General features: G+C 68.3%; 27 protein-coding genes. 13 read left to right on the top strand and 14 right to left on the bottom strand.

Translation table 11 applies throughout. The annotated features are described in order from the left end of the window. Positions 1 to 208 precede the first annotated feature (208 nt). Together ACTJLF_RS06825 and yghU are read right to left on the bottom strand one after the other, a co-directional pair. The gene (locus tag ACTJLF_RS06825) at positions 209 to 799 is read right to left on the bottom strand and encodes an NADPH-dependent FMN reductase (RefSeq protein WP_440882725.1); all 591 of its coding nucleotides are present in this window, start codon (positions 797 to 799) and stop codon (positions 209 to 211) included. A 44-nt stretch (positions 800 to 843) separates the two neighbouring features. Beyond that, complete coding sequence (yghU, locus tag ACTJLF_RS06820; protein ID WP_354407915.1) at positions 844 to 1,722, bottom strand: glutathione-dependent disulfide-bond oxidoreductase; 879 nt, start codon at positions 1,720 to 1,722, stop codon at positions 844 to 846. Positions 1,723 to 1,750: 28 nt separating this feature from the next. Between yghU and ACTJLF_RS06815 the strand changes: the two genes are divergently transcribed. Further along, positions 1,751 to 2,395 (top strand): glutathione S-transferase family protein, encoded by a 645-nt coding sequence (locus tag ACTJLF_RS06815; RefSeq protein ID WP_126184411.1) that lies wholly within the window; start codon positions 1,751 to 1,753, stop codon positions 2,393 to 2,395. A gap of 154 nt (positions 2,396 to 2,549) precedes the next feature. Here the strand turns inward: ACTJLF_RS06815 and ACTJLF_RS06810 are convergent, their stop codons facing one another. Both ACTJLF_RS06810 and phaC read right to left on the bottom strand, forming a co-directional pair. Further along, positions 2,550 to 3,728, bottom strand: a complete 1,179-nt coding sequence (locus tag ACTJLF_RS06810; RefSeq protein ID WP_019653265.1) for an acetyl-CoA C-acetyltransferase — start codon at positions 3,726 to 3,728, stop codon at positions 2,550 to 2,552. A gap of 178 nt (positions 3,729 to 3,906) precedes the next feature. Continuing rightward, a complete protein-coding gene (gene phaC / locus ACTJLF_RS06805) occupies positions 3,907 to 5,658 on the bottom strand; it encodes a class I poly(R)-hydroxyalkanoic acid synthase (protein ID WP_440882724.1) in 1,752 nt (583 codons plus the stop codon). A 53-nt stretch (positions 5,659 to 5,711) separates the two neighbouring features. On the opposite strand from phaC, the gene ACTJLF_RS06800 reads away from it, so the two are divergent. Further along, entirely contained in the window at positions 5,712 to 6,101 is a 390-nt protein-coding gene (locus ACTJLF_RS06800) for a hypothetical protein (protein WP_354407907.1), read from the top strand. On the opposite strand, the gene pgeF is transcribed toward ACTJLF_RS06800, so the two are convergent. Genes pgeF through ACTJLF_RS06785 form a run of 3 tightly spaced genes read right to left on the bottom strand, consistent with a single transcriptional unit; the run spans position 6,033 to position 8,393 of the window. Next, positions 6,033 to 6,785, bottom strand: a complete 753-nt coding sequence (gene pgeF / locus ACTJLF_RS06795; RefSeq protein WP_440882723.1) for a peptidoglycan editing factor PgeF — start codon at positions 6,783 to 6,785, stop codon at positions 6,033 to 6,035. The genes ACTJLF_RS06800 and pgeF overlap by 69 nt on opposite strands. 5 nt (positions 6,786 to 6,790) lie before the next feature. Further along, positions 6,791 to 7,429 carry a maleylacetoacetate isomerase gene (gene maiA, locus ACTJLF_RS06790; RefSeq protein WP_126184415.1) on the bottom strand — a complete coding sequence of 213 codons (639 nt, stop codon included), beginning with the start codon at positions 7,427 to 7,429 and terminating at the stop codon, positions 6,791 to 6,793. A 37-nt stretch (positions 7,430 to 7,466) separates the two neighbouring features. After that, a complete protein-coding gene (locus tag ACTJLF_RS06785) occupies positions 7,467 to 8,393 on the bottom strand; it encodes a tetratricopeptide repeat protein (RefSeq protein ID WP_354407903.1) in 927 nt (308 codons plus the stop codon). A gap of 129 nt (positions 8,394 to 8,522) precedes the next feature. Between ACTJLF_RS06785 and ACTJLF_RS06780 the strand changes: the two genes are divergently transcribed. The 4 genes from ACTJLF_RS06780 (at position 8,523) to ACTJLF_RS06765 (ending at position 11,010) form a co-directional block, all read left to right on the top strand. After that, complete coding sequence (locus ACTJLF_RS06780; protein WP_354407900.1) at positions 8,523 to 9,224, top strand: fumarylacetoacetate hydrolase family protein; 702 nt, start codon at positions 8,523 to 8,525, stop codon at positions 9,222 to 9,224. Positions 9,225 to 9,240: 16 nt separating this feature from the next. After that, a complete protein-coding gene (locus ACTJLF_RS06775) occupies positions 9,241 to 9,792 on the top strand; it encodes an NUDIX hydrolase (protein WP_019653272.1) in 552 nt (183 codons plus the stop codon). A gap of 8 nt (positions 9,793 to 9,800) precedes the next feature. Further along, complete coding sequence (locus tag ACTJLF_RS06770) at positions 9,801 to 10,289, top strand: CreA family protein (RefSeq protein WP_019653273.1); 489 nt, start codon at positions 9,801 to 9,803, stop codon at positions 10,287 to 10,289. A 205-nt stretch (positions 10,290 to 10,494) separates the two neighbouring features. After that, positions 10,495 to 11,010: a murein hydrolase activator EnvC family protein gene (locus ACTJLF_RS06765; protein ID WP_354407894.1), complete on the top strand. Its 516-nt coding sequence runs from the start codon at positions 10,495 to 10,497 to the stop codon at positions 11,008 to 11,010. A gap of 100 nt (positions 11,011 to 11,110) precedes the next feature. On the opposite strand, the gene ACTJLF_RS06760 is transcribed toward ACTJLF_RS06765, so the two are convergent. The 3 genes from ACTJLF_RS06760 to ACTJLF_RS06750 all read right to left on the bottom strand — a co-directional run bounded on the left by ACTJLF_RS06760 (position 11,111) and on the right by ACTJLF_RS06750 (position 15,173). After that, on the bottom strand, positions 11,111 to 13,063 hold the full coding sequence (locus tag ACTJLF_RS06760) for a hypothetical protein (RefSeq protein WP_440882722.1): 1,953 nt from the start codon (positions 13,061 to 13,063) through the stop codon (positions 11,111 to 11,113). 119 nt (positions 13,064 to 13,182) lie between these two features. Next, positions 13,183 to 14,811: a phospholipase D family protein gene (locus tag ACTJLF_RS06755; RefSeq protein ID WP_019653276.1), complete on the bottom strand. Its 1,629-nt coding sequence runs from the start codon at positions 14,809 to 14,811 to the stop codon at positions 13,183 to 13,185. 131 nt (positions 14,812 to 14,942) lie between these two features. After that, entirely contained in the window at positions 14,943 to 15,173 is a 231-nt protein-coding gene (locus tag ACTJLF_RS06750) for a hypothetical protein (RefSeq protein ID WP_126184419.1), read from the bottom strand. Between the two features lie 225 nt (positions 15,174 to 15,398). Here ACTJLF_RS06750 and alkB point away from each other — a divergent pair, with 225 nt between their 5' ends. Then, positions 15,399 to 16,079, top strand: a complete 681-nt coding sequence (gene alkB, locus ACTJLF_RS06745; protein ID WP_354407889.1) for a DNA oxidative demethylase AlkB — start codon at positions 15,399 to 15,401, stop codon at positions 16,077 to 16,079. A 36-nt stretch (positions 16,080 to 16,115) separates the two neighbouring features. Here the strand turns inward: alkB and ACTJLF_RS06740 are convergent, their stop codons facing one another. Further along, a complete protein-coding gene (locus ACTJLF_RS06740) occupies positions 16,116 to 16,391 on the bottom strand; it encodes a hypothetical protein (RefSeq protein ID WP_019653279.1) in 276 nt (91 codons plus the stop codon). 88 nt (positions 16,392 to 16,479) lie between these two features. Here ACTJLF_RS06740 and ACTJLF_RS06735 point away from each other — a divergent pair, with 88 nt between their 5' ends. Then, positions 16,480 to 16,698 (top strand): hypothetical protein, encoded by a 219-nt coding sequence (locus ACTJLF_RS06735; RefSeq protein ID WP_354407886.1) that lies wholly within the window; start codon positions 16,480 to 16,482, stop codon positions 16,696 to 16,698. A 202-nt stretch (positions 16,699 to 16,900) separates the two neighbouring features. Here the strand turns inward: ACTJLF_RS06735 and ACTJLF_RS06730 are convergent, their stop codons facing one another. Beyond that, complete coding sequence (locus ACTJLF_RS06730; protein WP_019653281.1) at positions 16,901 to 17,170, bottom strand: hypothetical protein; 270 nt, start codon at positions 17,168 to 17,170, stop codon at positions 16,901 to 16,903. 224 nt (positions 17,171 to 17,394) lie between these two features. On the opposite strand from ACTJLF_RS06730, the gene ACTJLF_RS06725 reads away from it, so the two are divergent. After that, positions 17,395 to 19,125: a hypothetical protein gene (locus ACTJLF_RS06725; protein WP_416489271.1), complete on the top strand. Its 1,731-nt coding sequence runs from the start codon at positions 17,395 to 17,397 to the stop codon at positions 19,123 to 19,125. 13 nt (positions 19,126 to 19,138) lie between these two features. Here the strand turns inward: ACTJLF_RS06725 and ACTJLF_RS06720 are convergent, their stop codons facing one another. Then, positions 19,139 to 19,327, bottom strand: a complete 189-nt coding sequence (locus tag ACTJLF_RS06720) for a hypothetical protein (protein WP_354407881.1) — start codon at positions 19,325 to 19,327, stop codon at positions 19,139 to 19,141. A 173-nt stretch (positions 19,328 to 19,500) separates the two neighbouring features. On the opposite strand from ACTJLF_RS06720, the gene ACTJLF_RS06715 reads away from it, so the two are divergent. The 4 genes from ACTJLF_RS06715 to ACTJLF_RS06700 all read left to right on the top strand — a co-directional run bounded on the left by ACTJLF_RS06715 (position 19,501) and on the right by ACTJLF_RS06700 (position 24,049). Then, positions 19,501 to 20,460, top strand: coding sequence for a S1C family serine protease (locus ACTJLF_RS06715; RefSeq protein ID WP_019653284.1), 960 nt, complete (start codon positions 19,501 to 19,503; stop codon positions 20,458 to 20,460). A gap of 66 nt (positions 20,461 to 20,526) precedes the next feature. Beyond that, positions 20,527 to 21,372 carry a 3-deoxy-8-phosphooctulonate synthase gene (kdsA, locus tag ACTJLF_RS06710; protein WP_019653285.1) on the top strand — a complete coding sequence of 282 codons (846 nt, stop codon included), beginning with the start codon at positions 20,527 to 20,529 and terminating at the stop codon, positions 21,370 to 21,372. Between the two features lie 126 nt (positions 21,373 to 21,498). Further along, positions 21,499 to 23,121 (top strand): methyl-accepting chemotaxis protein, encoded by a 1,623-nt coding sequence (locus tag ACTJLF_RS06705; protein WP_126184423.1) that lies wholly within the window; start codon positions 21,499 to 21,501, stop codon positions 23,119 to 23,121. Positions 23,122 to 23,215: 94 nt separating this feature from the next. Then, on the top strand, positions 23,216 to 24,049 hold the full coding sequence (locus tag ACTJLF_RS06700) for an alpha/beta hydrolase (RefSeq protein WP_019653287.1): 834 nt from the start codon (positions 23,216 to 23,218) through the stop codon (positions 24,047 to 24,049). 15 nt (positions 24,050 to 24,064) lie between these two features. Here ACTJLF_RS06700 and ACTJLF_RS06695 read toward each other — a convergent pair whose 3' ends face one another. Beyond that, positions 24,065 to 24,952 (bottom strand): LysR family transcriptional regulator, encoded by an 888-nt coding sequence (locus tag ACTJLF_RS06695; protein WP_440882721.1) that lies wholly within the window; start codon positions 24,950 to 24,952, stop codon positions 24,065 to 24,067. Positions 24,953 to 24,961: the final 9 nt, after the last annotated feature.

The following is a 24,961-nucleotide window of genomic DNA, read 5'->3' as shown; positions in this document are numbered from 1 at the left end:
GAAAAACGCCATCGGATCAGCCACTTGCGGCGGGAATGTGGAAAAGCCGGCTTCTTCCCCATTTTCAGTGCACAACTTTGGGGATAACTGATGAGGAGCGTTGTAAAAGCAACGTAAGTTGTTGTTTTACAAAGGGAATAGTTAATCTGCTCAAATTTTGGGCGGTGAACAAGCCGCTCCGCGGGACCCTTCCGCAGGCCTTGCCCGATCAGTAAGGCGGCGCCTTGCGCGCCCGCTGTGCGCGCGCCGCCTCGGTCCACCAGGCCAAGTCGTCGGCGAAGCGGCCGAAGGAGCGCTGCATCGATTCGCCCGCCGGGCCCGTGGGCTTGCCCGCCGCATCCAGCGTCTGCGAAATCGGTCCGACGGCCAGGGTGCTCGACACAACGACCATGCCCATCTCCGACAGGATCGAATGCCACACAGTGCCCGAGCGCACGCCGGAGAAGCGCCCCGCCGAATAGCTCGCGATGGCTGCGGGGCGCCAGAACCACTCCTCCAGGAAGTGGTCGGTGAGGTTCTTCAGGCCGGGCTGCGGGCCCCAGTTGTATTCGCCGGTGACGAAGACGAAGGCGTCGGCCGTGCGGATCTTCCCGGCCAGCGCCTCCATCGCGGCGGGAGCGCTGCCCTTCGGATATTCCTTGTACATGCGGTCGAGCATGGGCAGGTCGACCGCCTTCGCGTCCACCAACTCGGCGTCATCTCCGCGTTCGCGCAGGCCGGCGACGATGAAGTCGGCCAGGCGCACGCCCATGCGGTCGGAGCGGTAGGAGCCGTAGAACACCAGGATCTTGTCGCTCATCGTCGTTGCTCCGGCTGTGTGGATGGTGAGGGGCCGCGTCGTGCTCAGGTCGGCGCCTGCAGCTTGTCCTGCGTGCGGGTGTCGAAGTCGGACGCGTCGTGGCGCTCGTGAAGCTGGCTCGTGGGCTGGCCCCAGGTGCGGTTGACCATGCGGCCGCGCTGCACGGCCGGCCGTTTCGCGATCTCGTCGGCCCAGCGCACCACATTCCTGTATTCGCTCACCTGCAGGAACTCGCCCGCTTCGTAGAGCTGCCCCTTGGCCAGCGCACCGTACCAGGGCCAGACCGCGATGTCGGCAATGGTGTATTCGTCGCCCGCGAGATAGCGGCTTTCGGCCAGGCGGCGGTCGAGCACGTCGAGCTGGCGCTTGGTTTCCATCGCGAAGCGGTCGATGGCGTACTCGATCTTCGTGGGCGCGTAGGCATAGAAATGCCCGAATCCGCCGCCCAGGTAGGGCGCGCTGCCCATCTGCCAGAACAGCCACGACAGGCACTCGGCCCGCTCTGCCCGTTCCGTCGGCAGGAAGGCGTTGCCGAACTTCTCGGCCAGGTACTGCAGGATCGCGCCCGACTCGAACACGCGGATCGGCTTGTCGCCGCTGCGGTCCATCAGCGCGGGAATCTTGGAGTTCGGGTTCACCGCGACGAAGCCGCTGCCGAACTGGTCGCCATCGTTGATGCGGATCAGCCAGGCGTCGTACTCGGCGCCGGCATGGCCCAGCGCCAGCAGTTCCTCGAGCATCACCGTCACCTTCACGCCGTTGGGCGTGGCGAGCGAATAGAGTTGCAGCGGGTGCCTGCCTACCGGCAAGTCCTTTTCATGCGTGGCGCCTGCGATGGGCCGGTTGATGTTCGCGAAGCGGCCGCCGCTCTCTTTGTTCCATGACCAGACGGTGGGCGGCGTGTAGGCTGTCGTGCCATTCATGCGATGAGTTCCTGGAGTTGAACCGACGATGATCATTCTCTACGACTGTGCCACCGCCCCCAGCCCGCGGCGCGCGCGCATCCTGCTTGCCGAGAAGGGCATTGCACACGAAACCGTGCAGGTCGACCTGGTCCGTGGTGAGCAGCTGGGCGAGGCCTACCGCGCGATCAACCCGCAGTGCACCGTGCCTGCCCTGCGCACCGACGACGAAGACGGCCTGCTGCTGACCGACAACGCCGCCATCGCGGCCTGGGTGGAAGCCCGATACCCGCAGCCGCCACTGATGGGCATAACCCCGCGGGAAAAGGCCGAGATCGCGAGCTGGAACTGGCGCATCGAATTCGAAGGCCTGCTCGCCATCGCCGAGACGCTGCGCAACAGCTCACCCGCGATGGCGGACCGCGCGCTGCCCGGCCCGGTCAACTACGCGCAGATTCCCGAGCTCGCGCAGCGCGGGCTCGCCCGGATCCAGCATTTCTTCGACACGCTGAACGAACGCCTGGCCGGCCGCGACTTCATCGCCACCGACCGCTTCAGCATTGCCGACATCACCGCCGTGGTGGCGGTGGACTTCGCCCGCGTGGTGCGCGTCAAGCCCGGGGAGCAGCACCCCGAGCTGCTGCGCTGGCGCGCGGCGATGGCGCAGCGGCCGTCTATGGCGATGGCACGCTGAGCGACGGGCCTTGGCGCCCGTGGACCGGGAGGGTGTGAAAAAACCGCCGCGAACGGCCCGAAGGTCGCACCGAGGACCTGAACCGTAGCCAGCTACGGTAAGTAAGGCCCGCAGGTGCGAGTTCGGGCAGCGCAGCAGCTTTGTTCGCGCCTTCTCAGCGCTCGATGGTGAGCGCAACACCCATGCCGCCGCCGATGCACAGCGAGGCGATGCCCTTCTTGGCGTTGCGGCGCTGCATCTCATGCAGCAGCGTCACCAGGATGCGGCAGCCCGATGCGCCGATGGGGTGGCCGATGGCGATGGCGCCGCCGTTGACGTTCACCTTGTTGATGTCCCAGCCCATTTCCTTGTTCACCGCACAGGCCTGGGCCGCGAAGGCTTCGTTGATCTCGAGCAGGTCGAGGTCGGCGGCCTTCCAACCGGCGCGCTGCAGCGCCTTGGTCGATGCGGGCACGGGGCCCATGCCCATGATGGCGGGGTCGAGGCCGGCAGTGGCGTAGCTGGCGATGCGGCCCAGCGGCTTGAGGCCCAGTGCCGCGGCCTTCTTGGCCGTCATGACCATCACGGCTGCCGCGCCATCGTTCAGGCCCGAGGCGTTGCCTGCCGTCACGCCGCCGGCCTTGTCGAAGGCGGGACGCAGGCCGGCCAGGCCTTCGGCGCTGGTCTTGCGGTTGATGAACTCGTCGGTGTCGAAGACGACGGGGTCGCCCTTCTTCTGCGGAATGCTCACGCCGACGATCTCGTCCTTGAACTTGCCGGCGTCCTGCGCGGCAGCGGCCTTGGTCTGGCTGCCCAGCGCCAGTTCATCCTGCGCGGCGCGGTCGATGCCGTACTTCTTGGCCACGTTCTCGGCGGTGATGCCCATGTGGTACTGGTTGTAGACGTCCCACAGGCCGTCGACGATCATGGTGTCGACCATCTTCCAGTCGCCCATGCGCTGGCCGTTGCGCGAGTTGGGCAGCACGTGCGGTGCGGCGCTCATGTTCTCCTGGCCGCCGGCAATGACGATCTCGCTGTCGCCCGTGGCCACGGCCTGCGCTGCGAGCATCACGGCCTTCAGGCCCGAGCCGCACACGGCGTTGATCGTGAGCGCCGGCGTTTCCTTGGCGCCGCCGCTCTTCAGCCACGCCTGGCGCGCGGGGTTCTGGCCCGCGCCGGCCGCCAGCACCTGGCCCATGATGGCCTCGCCGATCTGGTCGGCCGTGAGGTTGGCGCGCGCAATCACTTCCTTGATGACGGTTGCACCGAGCTCGGTGGCCGGGATGCCGGCGAGCGAGCCGCCGAACTTGCCGACTGCCGTGCGGGCGGCCGAAACGATGACGATGTCTTCCATGAGGTTCTCCGTTGAAGTGATTAAGGAATCTGCGTATCAAAACTGCAGGCGCAACTTGCGCCAAGCCACAGCCCAACCCAGGAACACCGCGGAACCGGCCTTGCCGGGCCGCCGGTGTTGCCCCCTGCAAGAGGGTTGGCGGCCACACGCAGTGGGCAAGCCTGGGGGTGTGCCATGTTTAGGCCTTGGCCTTGACGTAGCGTCCGGGCGCCAGCTCGATGGCCTTGTAGGCCTTGCCGTTGCCGTACGCCTTGGGCGCGGGGATCTGTTTGCCCGCGTGCCCCTTGAGCCATTGTGCCCAGTCGGTCCACCAGCTGCCCGGATGCTCCTGCGCGCCGGCCAGCCATTCGGCCTGGGTCCTGGGAAACTTGCCGTCCTCGCGGATCCAGTGGCTGCGCTTCTTCTTGGCGGGCGGGTTGATCACGCCGGCGATGTGGCCCGATGCGCCCATCACGAAGCGCTTCTTGCCGGGCAGCAGCTGCGTGGAGGCATAGGCGCCGCCGATGGGCACGATGTGGTCCTCGCGCGAGCCGTAGATGTAGGCCGGGATGTCGATGCGGCCAAGGTCGATCTTCTCGCCGCACACGGTGAGCGCATTCGGCTTGGCCAGCTTGTTCTCGTGGTACGTGTTGCGCAGATACCAGGCGTAGAACGGGCCCGGCAGGTTGGTGGCGTCGCTGTTCCAGTACAGCAGGTCGAAGGGCGGCGGGGTCTCGCCCTTGAGGTAGTTGCCGACCACGTAGTTCCACACCAGGTCGTTGGGCCGCAGGAAGCTGAAGGTCGAGGCCAGGTCGCCGCCCGGCAGCAGGCCGCCGTTGCCCAGCTGCATCTCGCGGTACTGCACGAGCTGCTCGTCCACGAAGATGTCGAGGATGCCGGTGTCGCTGAAGTCGAGGAAGGTGGTCAGCAGCGTGACCGAGGCGGCCGGCTTCTCGCCGCGCGCCGCGAGCACGGCCAGCGCGGTGCTCAGGATGGTGCCGCCCACGCAGAAGCCCAGCGCGTTGATCTGCTTGCTTGCGCTGATCTCCTGCACCGTGTGGATGGCCTTGATGGCGGCGTTCTCGATGTAGTCGTCCCAGGTGGCCTTGCCCATCGACTCGTCGGGGTTGCGCCAGCTCACCACGAACACGCGGTGGCCCTGCTCGTTCGCATAGCGGATCAGCGAGTTCTCGGGCTGAAGGTCGAGGATGTAGAACTTGTTGATGCAAGGCGGCACCAGCAGGAAGGGCCGCTCATAAACCTTGGGCGTGAGGGGCTTGTATTCGAGAAGCTGGAAGAACTCGTTCTCGAACACCACGGCGCCCTCGGTGGTGGCCACGTTGCGCCCCACTTCGAAGGCGCTCTCGTCGGTCATGCTGAGGTGGCCCTGCTTGACGTCGTTCAGCAGATTCTGGATGCCCTTGGCGATGCTCTCGCCCTGCGTGTCGATGGCCTTCTTCTGCGCCTCGGCGTTGAAGGCCAGCGAATTGCTGGGCGCCGAGGCGGCCATCCATTGCTCGACGGCGAACCGAAGCCGCGCCTTGGTCTTCTGGTCGGCATCGATGGCCTCGGCCATGCTCAGCATGGTGCGGCCGTTGAGCAGGTAGACGGCCGCCGAGAAGGCGGACAGCGGATTCTTGTTCCAGGCATCGCCCGCGAAGCGCCTGTCGCCTTCGGGCCTGGCGTCGAAGCCCTGGCGCCAGAGTTCGGTGGCCTCGGCGAGGTATTGCTGCTGGATCGACTGGAGCTTCTCGGGGTCGATGGAAAAGCGGGGCATCTGCGGCAGCTCCGGCAATTTCGGCAGCTGCCATAGCGGCGTGCCTCCGATGTCGAAGGCGGAGCCGGCCTGCGCGGTGGACTGCCGGAACGATTCCAGCGCCTGGGTCCATCCTTGCGAAAGAGCCTGCTGAAAGGGCGCGAACGCATCGGCACCCGTTGCTTGTTGCTTCATCTTCTCTCCTGGTCCTCGCCTGAAACGGTACGGATGGCTTGCGTGATTTGAGTATGCTGCATCCCAAGGGCGCTCACAACGCTACCTCCACCACTTACCAACTGAAACTTTCCGTGTTTGTCCATCTGATCGTCATCGGCTGGCTGTATGTCGCCTTGATGATGGCGGTGGCCGAAGCCACCAACACCACCGGCACCGTGCTGGGCGCCATCTTCACATTTCTTTTGTACGGTTTGGCGCCCGTGGCACTGGTGGTTTACCTGATGGGCACGCCCGCACGGCGGCGCGCCATCAGGCAGCGCGAACTCGAGGCACAGGAAGCCGCGCGCCGCGCAGCCGCCGAGGAAGCAAGCCGGCCCACCGGAACTACGGGGTCAGACCTTCCAGACCAGGGCAGCGAAGCGCCCGCTGATGCCGTCGCGCCGGTGCGAAAAGAACCGTGATGGATTGCCGACGGTGCACCACTTGTCACTGCCGTCGTTGCCATGGATCGATTCCACGCCCGCCGCGCGCAGCCGCTGGCGCGCCAGCCCGGGCAGGTCGGCGAGCCATTTGCCGGGAGCAGGCCCAGGCCGGAAACAGGTCGCGGCCTCGGGCGCATGCGCCTCGAAGGCAGCCTTGACCTCGGGGCCCACCTCGAAGGCCTTGGGGCCGATGCACGGCCCCAGCCAGGCAATGACTCCTGGAGCGCCATCGAAAGCCCTCACCGTCTGCTCCAGCACGCCGCCGGCCAGCCCGCGCCAGCCCGCATGCGCCGCCGCCACGCGATGCCCGGCTTCGTCGGTGAAGAGCACCGGCAGGCAATCGGCCACCATGATCGTGCAGGCCAGGCCTGCCGCCGTGGCGGTACAACCGTCTGCAGCCGTGCCGTCGTTCACGATGCCAGGGGCGGCATCGAGTTCGACGACGCCCGTCCCGTGCACCTGCTGGAGAAAGACCGGACGAGCCTCGATGGCCGCGCGCAAACGGTTGCGGTTGTCCGCCACGTGCGAGGGCTCGTCGCCCACGTGGTCGCCGAGGTTCAGGCTCGCGTAGCGCCCCGGCGAGACACCGCCTTCGCGCGTGGTGCACACGGCCCGCACGTTCGGCGGCGCGGGCCATTCGGGCACCAGCCAGCTTGCATCCATCGGCTTCAGGCTTCCGCGTCGGGGGCCTGCGAGGGCTGCGCGCGCTGGAAGGCCTCGTGCTCCATGCAGGCGTCGAAGGCGGCCATGGTGCGCGGCAGGCCGCTGAAGTCGCAGTCGAAGCGGCGGCCGTTGAAGATCTGCGGCACGAGGCAGCAATCGGCCAGCGTCGGCGTGTCGCCCCAGCAGTAGGTGCCGGCGGGGTACTGCGCGAGCTGGCGCTCGAAGGCCAGCAGGCCGTCGCGCACCCAGTGGCGGTACCAGGCGTTCTTGGCTTCCTCGTCGAGCTTGAGGTCCTTCACGAGGTACTTGAGCACGCGCAGGTTGTTCAGCGGATGGATCTCGCAGGCGATCGACTGCGCCAGCGCGCGCACGTGGGCGCGGGCCACCGGGTCGCGCGGCAGCAGCGCGGGCTCGGGATGCGTTTCGTCGAGGTACTCGATGATGGCCATGGACTGCGAGAAGCGCTCGCCGCCGTCTTCGAGCAGCGGCACCAGCCTGTCGGCGGAGATGGCGGCGTAGGGGCCGGTGCGGTGGTCGCCGCGCGCGATGTGCACGGGGATGTATTCGAAATCGAGGCCCTTCAGGTTGAGGGCGATGCGGACGCGGAACGAGGCGGAGGAGCGGAAATAGTTGTGCAGCTTCATGATCCGGCAAGCATAGCGCTCCCTCCGAAGCACAGCGTCAGGAGCGGGCTATAGCCGCCAGCACGCAGCGGAAGTCCAGCAGCGCGGCCTTCGGGGAGGTGGCGGCGACGGCCTCGCGCCACTCGCCGAGGATGCGGCGCGCGGCTTCTTCCTCGCGGGCGGCGATGCCGATGCGCCATGGCCCCAGGGTGCCGGGCTCCTCGCCCTCGCCATGGTTGTGCAGGCCTTCGCCGTAGGGCCGGCCCTCGGAGCAGGCGCGGCAGAGCATCTGCATGCTGGTGGTCCAGTTCTCGGCGCTGGCGTCGGCGGCCTCGAAGCGCTTGACCAGCGCGTCGATGTCTTCCCTGGTCGCCTCCTCGATGGTGACTTCGTACGTCGAATAGTCCGACGGCGCGATCAGCTCCAGGGCGTCGAACACCGGCACCTCGCGCTCGCCCCGCAGGCGGTAGCCGTTGGCCGCGCCGTCGTGCAGCACGAGGTCGCCGTAGCGGTGGCCGCAGTCGGGCGTGGGCACGTTGCGCAGGATGGCGCGCGCCGGATCGATGCGGTCGGCCCACACCACCTCGCTGGCCTCGAGGCCATGCACGCGGATGGGCGTGAGCCCGATGAAGAGATCGACCGGCCCGTCGCCCTCGGGCACCTCGATGCCGTACTGCCGCCAGGCGCTGCGCGCGGTGGCCCAGTCGCCCAGGGCCGTGGCCGCGATGCCGAGATTCCAGACCGCGCCCTCGTTGCGCGGGTCGCACTGCACGGCACGGGCGTTGGCCTGCAGCGAGGCGGCCCAGTCGCCGCGGTACTTGTGGATGAGGCCGATGTTGTACCAGGGCGCCGACCAGTTCGGCAGCACGGCGCCGGCCTGCTCATAGGCCTGCAGCGCTGCGTCCTGGTCGCCCTCCTCGTCGAGCCGGCGGCCTAGTTCGTTGAGCGCGTTGGCCTTGCCGGCCTTGCCGATTCGGATGGGCATGGTGGGAAATGAGGGGAATGGAGAAGGAATCCGCCGCGCGGGCCGTCTATTGTGAGCCCCGCGCCTCTGGCACACTGCCGGTTTCCCGCCTGGCTTCCCCCTGAGAAACTGAGAAAAGGACACGTCTCCATGGCTTCCGAGTTCGTCTTCGCCCCGCCCGCCGCCGTTTCGGTTCCGGTGGCCGGCCAGTCCGCCCGCTTCCCGGTGCACCGCATCTACTGCGTGGGCCGCAACTACGAAGATCACGCCAAGGAAATGGGTTTCACCGGCCGCGAACCGCCCTTCTTCTTCATGAAGCCCGCCGACGCGCTGGTGGTGGTCGACGCCGGCCAGACCGGCACCATGGCCTACCCGTCGCTCACCAAGAACCTGCACCACGAGATCGAACTCGTGGTCGCCATCGGCACCGGCGGCAAGAACATCTCCGCGGCCGACGCGCACAAGCACATCTACGGCTACGCGGTCGGCCTCGACATGACCCGCCGCGACCTGCAGAACGACATGAAGAAGCAGGGCCGCCCCTGGGACATCGGCAAGGGCTTCGAGCAGAGCGCACCCATCGGCCCGATCGTGCCCGTGGCGCAGGCCGGCGACGCAGAGAAGGCCGAGATCTCGCTGCAGGTCAACGGCGCCGACCGCCAGCGCAGCAACGTGAGCAAGCTGATCTGGAACGTGGCCGAGACCATCGAGCACCTCTCGGCAGCCTGGGAGCTGCAGCCCGGCGACCTGATCTACACCGGCACGCCCGAAGGCGTGGCGGCCGTGGTGGCCGGCGACACGCTCGTGGGCGAGGTCGCGGGCCTGCCCAAGCTGACCGTCAAGGTCGTCTGAAGACGGCGGTCGGTTCATGCTCCTGCGCGTCCCCATCAAGCATTGCAAGAACTGCGGCACCGCGGTGGTCTACCGCGTGCCGGACGACGGCGACACCAAGCAGCGCGCCGTCTGCCCGGCCTGCCACACCATCCACTACGAGAACCCGCTGAACGTGGTCGGCACCATCCCCGTGCTGGGCGACAAGGTGCTGCTGTGCAAACGCAACATCGAGCCGCGCTGGGGCAAGTGGACGCTGCCGGCCGGCTTCATGGAGCTCGAAGAGACCACCGCCCAGGGCGCGGCCCGCGAGACCGACGAGGAGGCCGGCGCGAACTTCGAACTCGAGGGCCTGTTCTCGGTGATCAGCGTGGTGCGCGTGGGGCAGGTGCACCTGTTCTACCGCGCGCGCCTGCTCGACGACAAGTTCGACCCGGGCCACGAGACCATCGAGGCGCGGCTCTTCACCGAGGAAGAGATTCCCTGGGACGAGATCGCCTTTCGCACGGTGCGCGAGACGCTCGAACACTACTTCGCGGACCGCCGACGCGGCAGCTTCGACCGCGTGCACGAACTCAGCATCGTTTGACCAAATCCATGAACAAGACTCTGCGCGCCACCCTCCTCTGCAGCGCCAGCCTCGGCTTCGCGCTGGCGGCAACGGCAGCCAGGGCGGACGCCGTGGGCGAGGTGGATACCGCCTTCAAGCTCATCGGGCCCGACCACAAGATCGTGATCGAGGCCTACGACGACCCCAAGGTCAACGGCGTGACCTGCTACGTCTCGCGCGCCAAGACCGGCGGCCTGGCGGGCGCCTTCGGCGTGGCCGAGGACAAGGCCGAGGCCTCCATCGCCTGCCGCCAGGTCGGCCCGGTGAGCATCACCCAGCCGCTGCCCAAGCGCGAGGAGGTCTACAGCGAGCGGCTGTCGGTGCTCTTCAAGCGGCTGCGCGTGGTGCGCATGGTCGACCCCAAGCGCAACACGCTGGTCTACCTGACCTACTCCGACCTGCTGATCGACGGCTCGCCGAAGAACAGCGTGACCGCGGTGCCCATCGACCGGGCGACGCCGATCCCGCTCAAGTAGCAGGCACAGGCAGCAAGCACTGGCAGCAAGCATCGGGGGCGGGTGCGGGGCCGCCGGCGCGACTCCCGCGCAATGCCCACCTCACAGCCGGTTGCTCTTTCGCAGGGCGCCGCCTCGGTGGTTTGCTAGCATCGCCCGCGTGGCGCACCCCCGGGAGCGCCGGTTTGCAGGAACCCTCCGCAACGAACCCGTTCGAACAGAGCCCATGCACCTTCAGACTTTCGTTTTACGTTTCGGCGCCGCGGCGCTGCTGGCCACGGGCCTCGCAGCCTGTACCACCGTCGATCTCAACACCCCCTGGCCGACGACGCCTCCGGCCGCCAAGCCGCTGGTGCCGCAGCGCCCGGCCGCGCTGTTCATCCGACCGGCCAACGGCCCGACCATCGCGCGCTTCGACGGCGACCGCGTCAAGGGCATCGACATCGGCGGCAACCTCGGCGACCCGATCGTCGCCGCCGCCGACGGGCGCGTGGTGTACGTGGGCAGCGAACTGCCCGCCTACGGCAACATGGTCATCGTCAAGCACAACGAGACCTTCCTGACGGCCTACGCACACCTGCAGACCATCTATGTCAAAGAGAACGCCGTGGTCCGCCAGGGCGACAAGATCGCCGAGATGGGCCGCAGCAACGCCGACCGCGTGAAGCTGCGCTTCGAGATCCGCAAGAACGGCAGCCCGGTCGATCCCGAGCCGTATCTCAGCGGCCGGCTGTTGCAGTAACGGCTGACGGCCGCAGGCCCGGCCGCCGCCAACGAAAAAGCCCCCTTTCGGGGGCTTTCGGCTTTCTGGGGCGCACTGAAAACTGCGCCCCGCGCCTGCGTCACTCCAACACGGTGGCCTTGGTGTCGCGCAGCACGATCTCGCGCCAGCTGCTGTCGTAGGTGCTGACGAACATGTCGCGGAAGGACACCGAGCCCTGCGCCGGCAGGTTGAAGCTCTTCGATGCCGTGCCCGTGGCCGAAGGCGCCACGTCGGCCCGGTCTTCCGCGCCGGCCGAGGGACCGGCGATCAGTTTCAGGAAGAACTGCGTCGCGAAGGCGGGGTTCAGGCCCGTGGCGCTGATCGAGAAGTCGCTGCCGCCCGAATAGGAGGCCAGGGCCGGCGTGGTCGCGAAGTCCGGATAGCCGACTGCGGCGGCTTCCGCCAGCGTCAGCGGTCGGCCATGGAAGCGGTGCTTGTAGACGATGTCGAAGCCGTTGAACTTGGCCACCGTCGTGCCGTCGCTCTCGTACGCGGTGAAGGTGTACTCGGGCGTGGCGGGGAGCGCGGCGATCGCGCTGTCGGTCAGGCCCGCGTTCTGACGGCCGTTGCAGTTCGTCGTCAGGTAGTAGTAGTTGAAGTCCGGGCTGCCATCGATCGGCCATGCGCCGCCGCCCGAAGGACGCGAGTGGCGCAGGCCGCCCGGGGGCAGCCCCGGGCCGGTGACCACCACCGACGCGACGTTGTCGCTGTTGCCGGTGCTGATGTCCTGGATCTCGAACTGCAGCGAGCTGCTCACGCAACCGGTCGCCTTCTCCTTGGTGGCATGGACGTGCGGGTTGATGTCCAGCACGCGACCGTCGCCGCGCAGGCGCCACACGCCGTCGGTGCCCTTGACCACCTGCATGCCCTGCGTGTTGCTGAATGCGATGCCGTTCTTGTCCTTGTGCGTGAACTCGACGAAGGCGCGCGGGCTCGTGTTGTTCGCGTCGATGGTGTAGTTGATGCGCTGGATCACCACGTCGGTGAAGCTCGCGCCGATGAGGTTGACGTCGGTCGCCGTCTCGTTCGCGAACTGCGAGGCGGTGAGGTCGGAGAACCTGAAGCCGTAGGTGCCGGTGACGGGGTTGGTGCCGTCGGTCATCAGCGGCAGCAGCTGCGACGGCGAGGGAAGACCGGTGGCGAACTTGCCCACGAAGTCGGAGAACACCTTGCGGATCGCCGCGATGTCGTCGGCCGCGGTGCCCATGCCGGAGCCGCTCATCGGCGTGGCGGCGGGTTCGGCCGCAGCCTTCACCGCCAGGTCGTCGGCGATCTGCTGCTGGGTGACGATGTTGGTGATGGTCGCCACATTGGTGGCCGGATCGACGCTCACGCGCAGCACGTCGAGCGCCTTGTCCAGCGCGCTGGACAGCGGGGTGAAGGCGGTGCGCAGCAGGTCGATGCTGGCGTCCACGCCCATCGCCTGCAGAACCGGCAGCAGCTTGGCCTTCAGCGCGTCGCTCTCGGCCTTGAGCTCGTCCGCGGAGAGCGAGGCGAACTCGCCGCCGTCGAAGTACTGCGACGCCAGCCGGCCGGCGATGTTGGACACCACCAGGTCGGTCAGCGGCGTGATGTTGATGTTGCCGTTGACGTCGGCCGCGGTGGCGGCCGAATGGATCACCGTGCGCTCGCCGGCCACCGTGCCCTCGGCGCGGAAGACGAAGGGCGCGGTCATGCCGCTCACGTCGACGGTGTACTTGCCGTCGACCAGCGGCACGGTCTTGCTGGCGCCCTTGGCGTCCTTGACGGTGACGGTACCCACCAGCGGCAGGCCGGCAGCCGCCGTGCCCGAAAACGTAACAGACGCCGCCGGCGGGTTGCTGGCCGGCGGGTTGCTGGCCGGCGGATTGCTCGCGGGCGGGCTGCTGGGCGGGTTGCTCGAGGCGGGAAAGCCGGCAAAACCTCCGCCACCGCCGCCCCCACCCCCGCCGCAGGCGCCGAGCGAGACCAGGAACGCCACCGCGAATGCGCAGCGCGTCATCTGGAAGAAGGACCGGCCGGGGGCCGCGGGGGTCGCGAAGTTTGTGTTCATGATGGTCTTGGCGGTAAAGGAGCAAACAAAAGAATCAACTCGTAACACGAGCGTTGCGATTCTTCTGGAGGCCCCCGCCTCCGACCATCCTCTGTTTTGAGGATGCGGACCGCCCGGCCCTAGAGCAGGCTCTCGGGCACCAGCGGAGCCAGCAGCTCCAGCTTCCAGCGCGACCAGAAGTCCGTCTCGGGCTCCTGGTGCAGGATGGTGTCGGCCGCGTCGCCCGAGGCCGGGCTCACCCACTCGATGGCGCCTTTCGGCCCCAGCTGCAGCTGGTAGGCGCCGTCCAGCCGCATGAAGCCGATCAGGCTGGTGAGCTGCTGGGCGATCTGCGGGCTGAAGATGAAGATGCCGACCTCGGTGTTGTGCAGCATCGAGCGCGGGTCGAAGTTCATCGAGCCGATGAAGACGATCTTGCGGTCGACCACCGCCGACTTGCCGTGCAGCCGGCCGCTGGCCGAGCCGTACATGCCGAATCGCTTGGTCTGCTCCACCCGCTTGGGGCTCAGCTCGTACAGCTCCACGCCCAGGCGCAGCATCTCGGCGCGATAGCGGCGGTAGCCGATGTGCACCAGCGACTCGTCGGTGGCGGCCAGCGAATTGGTGACGATGGTGTAGCTCACGCCGTTGCCGCGCACCAGGCGGATGGTCTCCATGCCGCCGCGCCCCGGGATCAGGTAGGGCGTGGTCTGCATGATCTCGTTCTCGGCGCCGCGCAGGTAGCGCCGCACGTTGTAGAGCACGCTGTCCTTCGACTCGTCGGCCGGCAGGCCCCGCGCCTCGTCGGTCTGGCCCAGCGCCTTGGCGGGCGGATCGGCATACGCCTCGGCGCGCGCCCAGACCAGCTTCAGCTCGCCGGCTGCAAGGTCCTTGGCCAGCGAGTTGTTGCCCAGCAGGTCGGTGGAGCCGGGTTCCTCGGGGTGCAGCTCTTCAGGACCGGTGGTGAGGCGGTCGAAGCGCTCGCGCAGCTGCCGGGGCGTCTCGCCGCCCGGCGGCACCAGCGACTCGATGGGATAGACGTACGGGCTGTTCCAGTACATGTCGAACAGCGAGGACAGCTTCGGCACCACCGCGCCGGCCACCAGCGTGTCGATGTCGATGAAGTTCGAGCCCCCGTCGCGCAGGAAGTACTCGTTGGCCATGTTGCGCCCGCCCATCACGCCGATGGTGTTGTCCACCACGTAGAGCTTGTTGTGCATGCGGCGGTGCACGCGGTCGAAGTCCAGGATCGACCATGCCCAGCGCGTGCCGAAGCGGTCGCGCCCGGCGGGAAAGGGATTGAAGAGCCGGACCTCCACGTTGGGGTGAGAGGCGAAGCTGGTGAACAGCGGATCGGCGCCGGCCGTGTAGAGGTCGTCCACCAGCAGGCGCACGCGCACGCCCCGGTCGGCCGCGTCGCGCAGGGCGCGCAGCAGGTAGCGGCCGGTCTCGTCGTTCTGCACGAGGTAGTACTGCACGTCGATGGAGCGCTGCGCCCGGCGCGCGAGCTCGATGCGCGCATGCAGCGAGAACTGCGGCATGGGCAGCAGGCGGAACCCGCTGAGCGGCTCGCCCGGCGGCGCCGCGGCCTTCACGAGGCGGCCGAGCGGCGTGTCGGCGCCGTCGGCGATGGCCGTGGAGGGCTTGCGCTGCACCTGCGACGGCAGGCCGGCACAGCCCGCCATGAACAGCGCCGCGATGCCCAGCAGCAGCCAGGCCAGCCATCGGACATGCGGTTGGTCGGCAGTCCGGCGGTGGGATTTCGGCATGGATGGCGGCGCGTGGGTTGGAGCGGGAATCTTGGTTCGGGCCAGTGCCCGGAAAAGCTCGCGGTTTCTACCACGAGCCCGCTCCATGTGCTGCACCGCAGCGGCAGATTCAAGACCCGGGGAAGGCCCGCTCAGGAGCCGCGCGCAGGCCCCCACTGCCTGACGAAATGATCGGCCCGCAGCGTGGCCCTCTCGACCGCAGCGTCCCACGACAACTGCTGGGTGATGACCAGCGCACAACGCGGGATGCCGCTGAAGCTCAGTTCGGCGATGCCGGCGTAGGTGCCGCTGGGGGTGCGCATGAGCTCGAGCCAGCCGGTCCAGCCGTCCGGAACGCTGAGAGCCAGTCGAGCGCCGTCCATGATGGGATCACCATAGCCCATTTATTTACGCACTTCCATGAATTTAAACCCTAGGTACTACCTTGGGACGGAGGGGTGAGGAGGCTAATGGCTGCGCGCGCCGGGCGCATCACGCGAACATGGGAGGCATCGGCGCACCGGTCGGCCCACAAACCGGCCGCCCCACCGACACAGGGGCGAACAAGCCGAGGCTGCTGCCCGGCTTTTGGGCAAAGATCGGGAAGCATGAAAGCGAAGAAGACAAGCGCCAACTCCGGCGCCAACCTGGCCCTTTTCGAGGATCCGCCCCGGCCGGCGCGCGAGGCGCTAGGCACCGGCGCGTTCGTGCTGCCCGGCTTCGCCCTGCCCTTCGTGGACGAACTTCTGCCAGCGATCCGTTCGGTGGCGGAGGCGGCGCCCTTCCGGCACCTCGTCACGCCGGGCGGCTTCACCATGTCGGTCGCGCTCACCAATTGCGGCGCACTGGGCTGGACCAGCGACCGGCGCGGCTATCGCTACAGCGCGACCGATCCCGACAGCGGCAAGCCCTGGCCCGCCATGCCCGAACCCCTGGCGCGGCTGGCACGCGAGGCCGCATCGGCAGCCGGCTTCGACGGCTTCTCGCCCGACGCCTGCCTCGTCAACCGCTACGCCCCCGGCGCGCGGCTTTCGCTGCACCAGGACAAGGACGAGCGCGACTACGGCGCGCCCATCGTCTCGGTGTCGCTGGGCATGCCGGCGGTGTTCCTGTTCGGCGGCCATGTGCGCACCGACAAGGCGGCGCGCGTGCCGCTCGCGCACGGTGACGTGGTGGTCTGGGGCGGCGAGGACCGGCTGCGCTTCCACGGCGTGCTGCCGCTGAAGGACGAGCCTCACCCGCTGCTGGGTGCAGTGCGCATCAACCTCACCTTCCGCAAGGCGGGCTGAGCGGCGGCGCTGATGCGGGCTGGCGCGAAGGACTGCTCAGGCCTGCCCCTGCGCCCCCTGCGTCCTGTCGTGCACCCATCGCATGGCCTGCTGCTCGGCGTGGCGCAGGGCCTCGGCCTCGGTGCCGTAGGAGGCGTTGTCGGTATCGGCAGGCAGTTCGATGTCGTCCTCTCCGGGGGACGCAGCGCGGCAGACCACGACGGGCCTGTAGGTCTGGTCATCGAGCCGCTCGGCGCGGCACAGGAACAGCCGACCGCGATAGCTGAAGGTGACGAGGCGGTCCTCGAAGGCTGAGGGGGTTGCTTGTTGCATGGAATGGGTCCTTTCTTTCTCTTGAGATGCTGGTCAACGTCGTTCCAGGCCTACAGACAGAGCCGGCGTGCAGCACCATGGTGGCGCCATGACACATCCCATCGAACTCACCATCGAGGAGCCGCTGCCGGGCGCCTACATCTGGCAGCTGCTCGAAACCGACGACCAGGGCACGCATCCCCGCGTCCTGCGCAGGGCCTACGAGCCTGCCGAGAGCTACGAGCTCGCGCTCTCCTCAGGCCAGCGGGCCCTGCAAAGCGAGATCCGGCACCGGGCACCGCACGCGCACGGAACGGGCGCGTCGTGATGACGGGCACTCCGGCCTGTGCGGCGTGCGCCCTCTTTCGTTTTGCCTGTGATCAGGCCTGATACCAATGTGACGGGGCGGCCAGGGCCGCGGCTAAGGCTCGGGCCGCCTCGCCTTGTCGGAGAGTGGCCCATGCCCGGCGCGGCTGCCAGCGCGAGCCGTCCGGTACCGGGTGATCCCGTGGACGGCTATCTCGGCTCGGTCAGGCGTGGAGCCCGAAGTCCGTGATGGTGAGCGTGATGGCCTGGTCCGGGGTGGCCCGGTAGCGCGCCACGGCTGCCGGTTCGATGGCGTGGAAGTGGTCCCGGCACGCGCCGAGCAGGTGTTCGCCGATTTCGCGGACGCCGAATTCGTCGTGCAGGGTTTCCTCGGAAATCTGTGCAAGTACGCGCGGGCCCTCGGGCCCCTCGGGATAGAAGGCAAAGCGCACGCTCGCCGTGTCGAAGCAATAGATGCCTTCGAAATTCTTCATCTCAGTCGTCTCCTGTGCCTGCGGCGGTTTCCAGCGGTTTCATTTGTGTCGACGGCGATTGAGCGCGTGCCGTCCCACCTGAAAGCGGAGAAAGCAGCGCATGAGCGCGCAGGAAGCGTCCTACAGAGATCGAGGCGAGCGCTTTCACCCTGAATCGACCATGGCTTCGTTTTCCGCGCGCCGATGCGGCGAAGATCGGGCTCTCTCGACTTGCGCTTCGCTGCATGCCTTTTTCTCTCCCGGCCGCAAGGCCAGATCCGACGACCGCAATCCCCACCGGCCCTGCGCGCCCTGCCCGGTCTCGCCTGCATGGCGTCGCGGCCGCGCTGGCCGTCGGCGCCCTCGCCCTCCAGCTCGGCGCATGCGGCGGGCCCAGCCAGGCTCAGCGGCAGGCCGAAGTGACCTCTGCGCCGCCCACCGACTGCACCGCCTGGGTCGGCACCGACCGCAACGCGATGATGGGCGGCTACCTGCTGCCGAAGAATCCGAAGGACGCCAGAGGCCCGAAGGTCTGCGTGCCGGTGCTGATGACGGCCAACCATCCGCCGGCCGGCTATGCGGGCGGCAACTACTACATCAGCGAGTTCACCGACGACAAGCTCAAGGCACGCTGGCGCGCCTGCAAGGAAGATCCGGCCTGCTTCAAGCGCATCGACGCCCAGATGCAGCGCTGGCTGCCACCCAACAAGGAGCGCGCCACGCGCTCGACAGGGGTTGTCGATCCGTCCGGGCGCATCGACCCCGACGGCAACGTCGACCTCAGGCAGATCCGCCGCCCCGCCTTCTTCGCCAGGGCGCCCTACCGCGAGGGCATCGCCGAGGCCGACGCGCGCACCTACGTGGTGGAGTTCACCGCGCCGCGCGACACCTTCGAGCGCATCGACCTGAAGATGACGGGCGACATCAAGCTGCGCGGCTGGTACATCGAGGGTGCGGGCATCGACGACGGCAAGGGAAAGAAGACGCGCGCGCTGGTCGTCATGGCCCCGGGCGGCGGCGGGCAGCTCACGGCAATCCAGCATCCCGACGAGGTGGCGTACCGCATCGACCAGAAGACCGGCAAGACCATGCCGGTGAGCTTCCCCAACGCGACCACCGAGACCATGGGCCAGCGCTGGTGGCGCGAGAACCTGTATGCCCTGAACCAGGCCGGGTTCGACGTGCTGGCCTACGACCGGCGCGGCGAGGGGCTGTCGGGCGGCTTCAGCGACACCAACACGCTGGAGCAAGGCGAGGACGTGTTCCGCGCCCTCACGGCGCTGGAGACCGGGCGCGGCCTGCGCATCCTCACGCCCAAGGGCGAACTGCTGCAGGGCGAGGCCACGCGGGGCCGTCTGCTGGCGGGCATGCCTGCCAGCGAGATCCCGCTGGTGCTCGGCGGCTATTCGCGCGGTTCAATGTCCACCGCCTGGGCGATGACGAAGAACTACGTCGCCCAGTGCAGCTTCGACATGCCCCAGCCCAGCTGCACCCCACCCAAGGGGCTGCGCAACATCCGCGGCGCGCTGCTGCTGTCGTCGTTTGCGAGCGGCGCGGGCTACGTGGGCGATTCGCCCGACCTGGCCGACCGCAACCTGTTCCTGGGCGGCATGGCGGCGGAGCACCACATCGTGTTCTATCCCAACTCGTCCACGCTCGCGGGCATGGACCGCTGGCCCGCAGCCTTCTTCGGCAAGGGCCTGTGGGACCGCGCGGAAACGCTGGAAGGCACGGTGGCGGCCTACAACCGCATCCGCGGCCTGAAGGAGATCGTGCTCGCGCGCGGCCCGCATTCCATCGAGACATGGCCCGAATCGGACCGCGCCTACCTGCGCGAGCGCATGGTGGTGTTCGCCAAGGGGCTGATCGTCGGCGGGCGCACCATCCCGGGCGCGCGGCCGTGGAAGGACTTCAAGTCGCTGGTAGCGACCACGCCCGACTCGTGGGAGCCGTCGTCGCAGCCGAAGGCGCCGTGATCGCCCTGCGCGATCAATAGCGGCGCGGGTCGTACGGCCGGCGGTCGTAGCGGTCGGGGATGCCGTCGCGGTCGCTGTCGCGGTTGCGCTCGTAGCGGTCGGGAATGCCGTTGTGGTCGCGGTCCCTGTCGTGGCGGTGGCGATCGTGGCCGCAGCCGGCCGCGAGCGCGGCGATGGCGACCAGAAGAATGAGGTGCTTCAAGCTGGTGTCCCCGTGGGCATGGGTGTTGTTGCCGGGAAGCCGAGTGTGGGCAGGCCCGCTGAAGAATCGCTGAGCCTTCGCTGAAGGCTTCGTGAACGCCCGGCGCCGGGTTGAAAACCAGGCGCGCACCGCCATTTCCTTCAGGTTCCGCCGACTGAAAGAAGAGGTACTCCATGGGCGCGCGCGACGAATTCATCCTCGACTCCTACTCGGCCGCCGTCACCCAGGTGGCCCACACCGCGAGCCCCGCGGTCGCCCACATCAAGGTCCGCAAGGCCGCGCAGCGCGGCAACGGTCCTGCAGCCCAGGGCAGCGGCTCGGGCTTCCTGTTCACCCCCGACGGCTTCACGATCACCAACGCCCACGTGGTCGAGGGCGCCGGCGAGCTGCGCGCCGCCTTCGCCGACGGCACCGAGAGCGTGGCGCGGCTGGTCGGGACCGACGCCTCCACCGACATCGCCGTGCTGCGCATCGAGTCGCACCCCAGCGCCTTCCTGCCGCTGGGCAGCTCGGCCGCGCTGCAGCCGGGCCAGCTGGCGGTGGCGGTCGGCAATCCGCTGGGCTTCGACTTCACCGTGACCGCGGGCATCGTGAGTGCGCTGGGCCGCAGCCTGCCCTCGCGCGGCGGCCGGATGATCGAGGACGTGATCCAGACCGACGTGGCGCTCAACCCCGGCAATTCGGGCGGCCCGCTGCTGGACAGCGCCGCGCAGGTCATCGGCGTGAACACGGCGGTGATCCCCTCGGCCCAGGGCCTGAGCTTCGCGGTGGCCATCGACACCGCCCGCTGGGTGGCCGGCGAGCTGATGCGCCACGGCGCCGTGCGGCGCGGCAAGCTCGGCGTGCAGTGCGCGGCGGTGGCCCTGCCGCGGCGCTGGGTGCGCGAGAACGAATGGCCGGTGGCCACCGGCGTGCGGGTGGTCGAAGTGGTGGCCGGCTCGGCCGCCGCGCGCGACGGGCTGCGCAGCGGCGACATCCTCGTCGGCTGCGACGGCGTGCCGCTGGCACAGCTGTCCGACCTGCTCAAGCGGCTGGCGGGCGAAGGCTACGGCAAGCCGCTGCTGCTGAAGCTGCTTCGGCCGGTGGCGGGCACGCTCACGCCCTTCTACCTGACGGTGACGCCCGGAGGCTGAGCCCCCCCGGGCCGGCGGAACGACAATAGGCCCCTGCACCGAAGCACCCCCGTCAGGAGAAAAACCTTGTCCACCGTCACCATCACCCCCCAAGTCGCCACCAGCAACGAGGCCCCCTTCGTCCTCTTCGGCGGCGTCAACGTCCTCGAGTCGAAGGACCTCGCCCTGCGCAGTGCCGAGGAATACGTGCGCGTCACGCAGAAGCTGGGCATTCCCTACGTGTTCAAGGGCAGCTTCGACAAGGCCAACCGCTCCTCCATCCACTCGTACCGCGGCCCGGGCCTCGACGAGGGCCTGAAGATCCTGCAGGCCGTGAAGGACAGCTTCGGCGTGCCGGTGCTGACCGACGTGCACGAGATCGCCCAGGCGGCGCCCGTGGCCGAGGTGGTCGACGTGCTCCAGCTGCCCGCCTTCCTGGCGCGGCAGACCGACCTGGTGGTGGCGCTGGCGAAGACCGGCCGGGTCATCAACATCAAGAAGCCCCAGTTCCTGAGCCCCTCGCAGATGCTCAACATCGTCGAAAAGTTCAAGGAGGCCGGCAACGACAAGCTGATCCTGTGCGACCGCGGCACCTGCTTCGGTTACGACAACCTCGTGGTCGACATGCTGGGCTTCGGCGTGATGAAGAAGGTGTCGCAGAACCTGCCCATCATCTTCGACGTGACCCACGCGCTGCAGCAGCGCGAGGCCGGCGCCGCCGCATCGGGCGGCCGCCGCGAGCAGGTGGCCGACCTGGCGCGCGCCGGCATGGCGGTCGGCCTGGCCGGCCTCTTCCTCGAAGCCCACCCCGACCCGGCCCAGGCCAAGTGCGACGGCCCGAGCGCCCTGCCGCTGGACAAGCTGGAACCCTTCCTCACGCAGATCAAGGCCCTGGACGATCTGGTCAAGTCGTTCCCGCCGCTGAAGATCTGAGCCGGGAGCCGGCGGGAACTCCCAGGAGTTTTCTAAAGTTTTCAATTGAACGGCCGATAACCAGCGATGAAGGGCGACCCGACGGTCGCCCTTCGTCCTCTCATTCCTGGTTTCCGGAGTTCGACCATGTTCCTGAGCAACGTCTCAATCGGCAAGCGCCTGGCCATCGTGCTGGGCATCATCCTGGCGCTCTTCGTCGCCACCAGCGCCGCGGCGGTGTGGAAGCTGCACCAGCTCAGCCGCGAGATAGACGCCATGATCGAGGACAACCTGAAGGTCGAGCGCGCCGGCTCCGACTGGCTGCGCCACACCACCGCAGGCGTGCAGCGGGCCGCGGCCATCGCCAAGAGCAGCGATCCCAGCCTGATCGACTACTTCGCGCCGGCCACCGCGGCCTCGATCAAGAACACCAACGAGCTGCAGAAGTTCGTCGAGGAGAAGCTGGTCCAGCCCGACGAGCGCGCACTGCTCGAAAAGGTCGCCAGCCTGCGCAAGGCCTACCTGGCCGCGCGCGAGGAAGTGAGCAAGCTCAAGCTCGCGGGCGACCTCGAAGGCGCCACCCGCGTCTTCGATGCGCAGTTCCAGCCCACCTCCGTCAGCTACATCGCCGGCGTGCAGCAGGTGGTGGACATGCAGCGCGAACACCTCGACGCGGCCGCCGTGCGCGCCAACGACCTGCGCGCGCAGACCGGCAACCTGCTGATCGTGTGCTCCGCCGTGAGCCTGGTACTCGGCACCCTGCTGGCCTGGATGCTGGCTCGCAGCATCACGCAGCCGCTGCGCCGAGCAGAAACCATCGCGCAGGCCATCGCCGAGATGGACCTGACGGGCAAGCCCCAGTCCAGCTACGCGGGCGACGAGACCGGCCACCTGCTTCGCGCCCTCGACCAGATGCGCGGCGCCCTGCAGGGCTCGCTCGCGCAGGTGCACGGCGTGGTGGCCAGCGTGTCGACCGCCAGTTCGCAGATCGCCGTGGGCAACCAGGACCTGTCCTCCCGCACCGAAGAGCAGGCCAGCTCGCTGGAACAGACGGCCGCTTCGCTGGAGGAGCTGACCTCGACCGTGAAGCAGAACGCCGACAACGCGCGCCAGGCCAACCAGCTGGCCACCTCCGCATCGGAAGTGGCGGCGCGCGGCGGCAGCGTGGTGTTCCAGGTGGTGGAGACAATGGGCTCGATCAATGCCTCTTCGCGCAAGGTGGTGGACATCATCGGCGTGATCGACGGCATCGCTTTCCAGACCAACATCCTCGCGCTCAACGCGGCCGTCGAGGCGGCGCGCGCGGGCGACCAGGGGCGCGGCTTCGCCGTGGTGGCTTCGGAAGTCCGCAGCCTCGCGCAGCGCTCGGCCGCCGCAGCCAAGGAGATCAAGGCGCTGATCGGCGACTCGGTCGAGAAGGTCGAGGAAGGCAGCCGCCAGGTGGCCGACGCGGGCCGCACCATGGAAGAGATCGTGGGCAGCGTGAAGCGCGTGACGGACATCATGGGCGAGATCAGCGCCGCGAGCCAGGAGCAGACCTCGGGCATCGAGCAGATCAACCAGGCCGTCACGCAGATGGACCAGACCACGCAGCAGAACGCGGCGCTGGTCGAGCAGGCCTCGGCGGCAGCCCAGTCGCTGCAGGAACAGGCGGGCAGCCTGTCGCTGATCGTCGGCAAGTTCAGGCTGGAACAGCGGCATGGTGACGCCCATGCTGCCGAGCCGATGCGCATCGGCGCCGGCCGCCAGCAGCTGATCGCGGCCCACTGAAAGGAAAGAAAGCGAAACAGGCGCAAAGACCGGCAAGCGCGGCGCGGCGGAGAAAGAGGCGAAACTAGGCGCTGCCTTTCTCCCGGAGCACCATTTGTCATCCAAAGCCGCCCGCATCGCCCTTTCCGCTTCGGCCGCAGCCATCGGCAGCATCGCCGCGTACTGGGCGCTGCTTGCCGCGCGCCAGGGCGACATCCTCTTCAACGCCCGCAAGCTGCCGGTCGTTCCGCTCTCCGACGACTTCTCGACCTACTCCCACACCGTACCCGGCGGCATGGTGCGCGGCTATGTCTACCACCCGCAGGGCGAGGAAGCGCTGCAGGATCTCTTCATCTACTTCGCGGGCCGCGGCGAAGACGTACGCGCCACCGCGCAGACGCTGCACTGGCTGCCCGAGGGCTTCGGCTTCGCGGCCGTCAACTACCGCGGCGTGGCCGACTCGCAGGGGCACCCTTCGGAGATCGCCTCGGTGCAGGACGCCTGCCAGTTCGCCAGGCACCTGCGCAAGGCTTTCCCGCAGGCCCGCCTGCACGTGGTCGGCCGCAGCCTGGGCACCGGCGTGGCCATCCAGCTCGTCGCACGGCAGGAGTTCACCAGCCTGCAGCTGGTGACGCCCTACGACTCGATGCTGGAAGTGGCGAAGAAGCGCTTTCCGCTCGTGCCGCTGTCGCTGCTGCTGCGGCACCAGTTCAACTCGCTCGAGCACTGCAAGGAGGTCGCGGCCAAGACCCACGTGCTGCTGGCCGAGAGCGACGACGTGGTGCTGCCCGAGCGCTCGCAGAAGCTCATCGCGGCGTGGCCCACGCCGGTCAGCGTGACGACCGTTGCGAAATCGGACCACCACAACATCATGGGCCTCGAGGAGACCTGGCTGCACCTCGTCGACTTCGCGCTGACCTCGGTGCTTCCGGAGCTGAAGGAGGCGTAGCCGGCTCCGGCGCTGCTACCGGTAGTAGCCCGCCATGAAGTCGATGAAGGCGCGCACCGCCGGCTGCACATGCCGCGTGCGCGGATACAGCGCCGCGTAGGTGCGCCGCCCGAGCGTGACCTCGGGCAGCACGCGGACCAGGGCACCCGACTGCAGGTCGGAGCGCACCGTGTGCCATGTCAGCGCGGCAATGCCGAGCCCGCATTTCGCGGCCGAATACAGCGCGGTGATCGTGTCGCAGGCAAGGCGCGCTTCCGGCCTGAACGTCTGCTGCCGACCATCGGGCATGTGCAGCGTCCAGTGCGCGGGGCTCTCCGGACCGCTGTGGAGCAGGCATTCGTGCTCCGACAGCGCCTGAGGCGTCATGGGCAGGCCGTGGTCCGCCAGGTAGCGTGGCGCCGCGACGAGGACCATGTCCGAAACCGCCAGCGTCCTGGCCATCATCGAGGCATCCTCGAGCTCCGCGCTGATGCGCAGGGCGACGTCGATGCCTTCGGCAACCAGCTTCGTGAATCGATCGGTGCAGACCACCTCCAGCCTGATACCGGCATGGCGAGCCTGGAAGGCCGGGAGCCACTCGGGCAGGTCGAGCGTCGCGATCGCCAGCGGCATGCTCACCTTCAGCGTGCCCGAGGGCGCCTTGCCGTCGGCCGCGACCTCCGCCTGGGCGGCGTCGAGCCTTGAAAGGATGTCGGTGCAGGCGGCGTAGTAGCGGCTGCCCGCCTCCGTCAGCGTGATGCCGCGCGTATCGCGCCGCACCAGCTGTGCGCCCAGCGATTTCTCGAGCGCCTGCAGCTGGCGCGAGAGGCTGGAGTGCGTCGTGTCCAGCGACTGCGCGGCCGCCGACAGGCTCTTCGCCTGCGCGATGCGTTGAAAGGCCCGCATCGCTTTCACCTGGTCCATGCGCCGCCT

It is taken from the genome of Variovorax sp. 22077 (genome assembly GCF_052044195.1).
Taxonomy (GTDB): Bacteria; Pseudomonadota; Gammaproteobacteria; order Burkholderiales; family Burkholderiaceae_C; genus Variovorax; species Variovorax atrisoli.
Note: the sequence above shows the minus strand (reverse complement) of the source record. Positions and strands in the feature narration are given on the sequence as shown.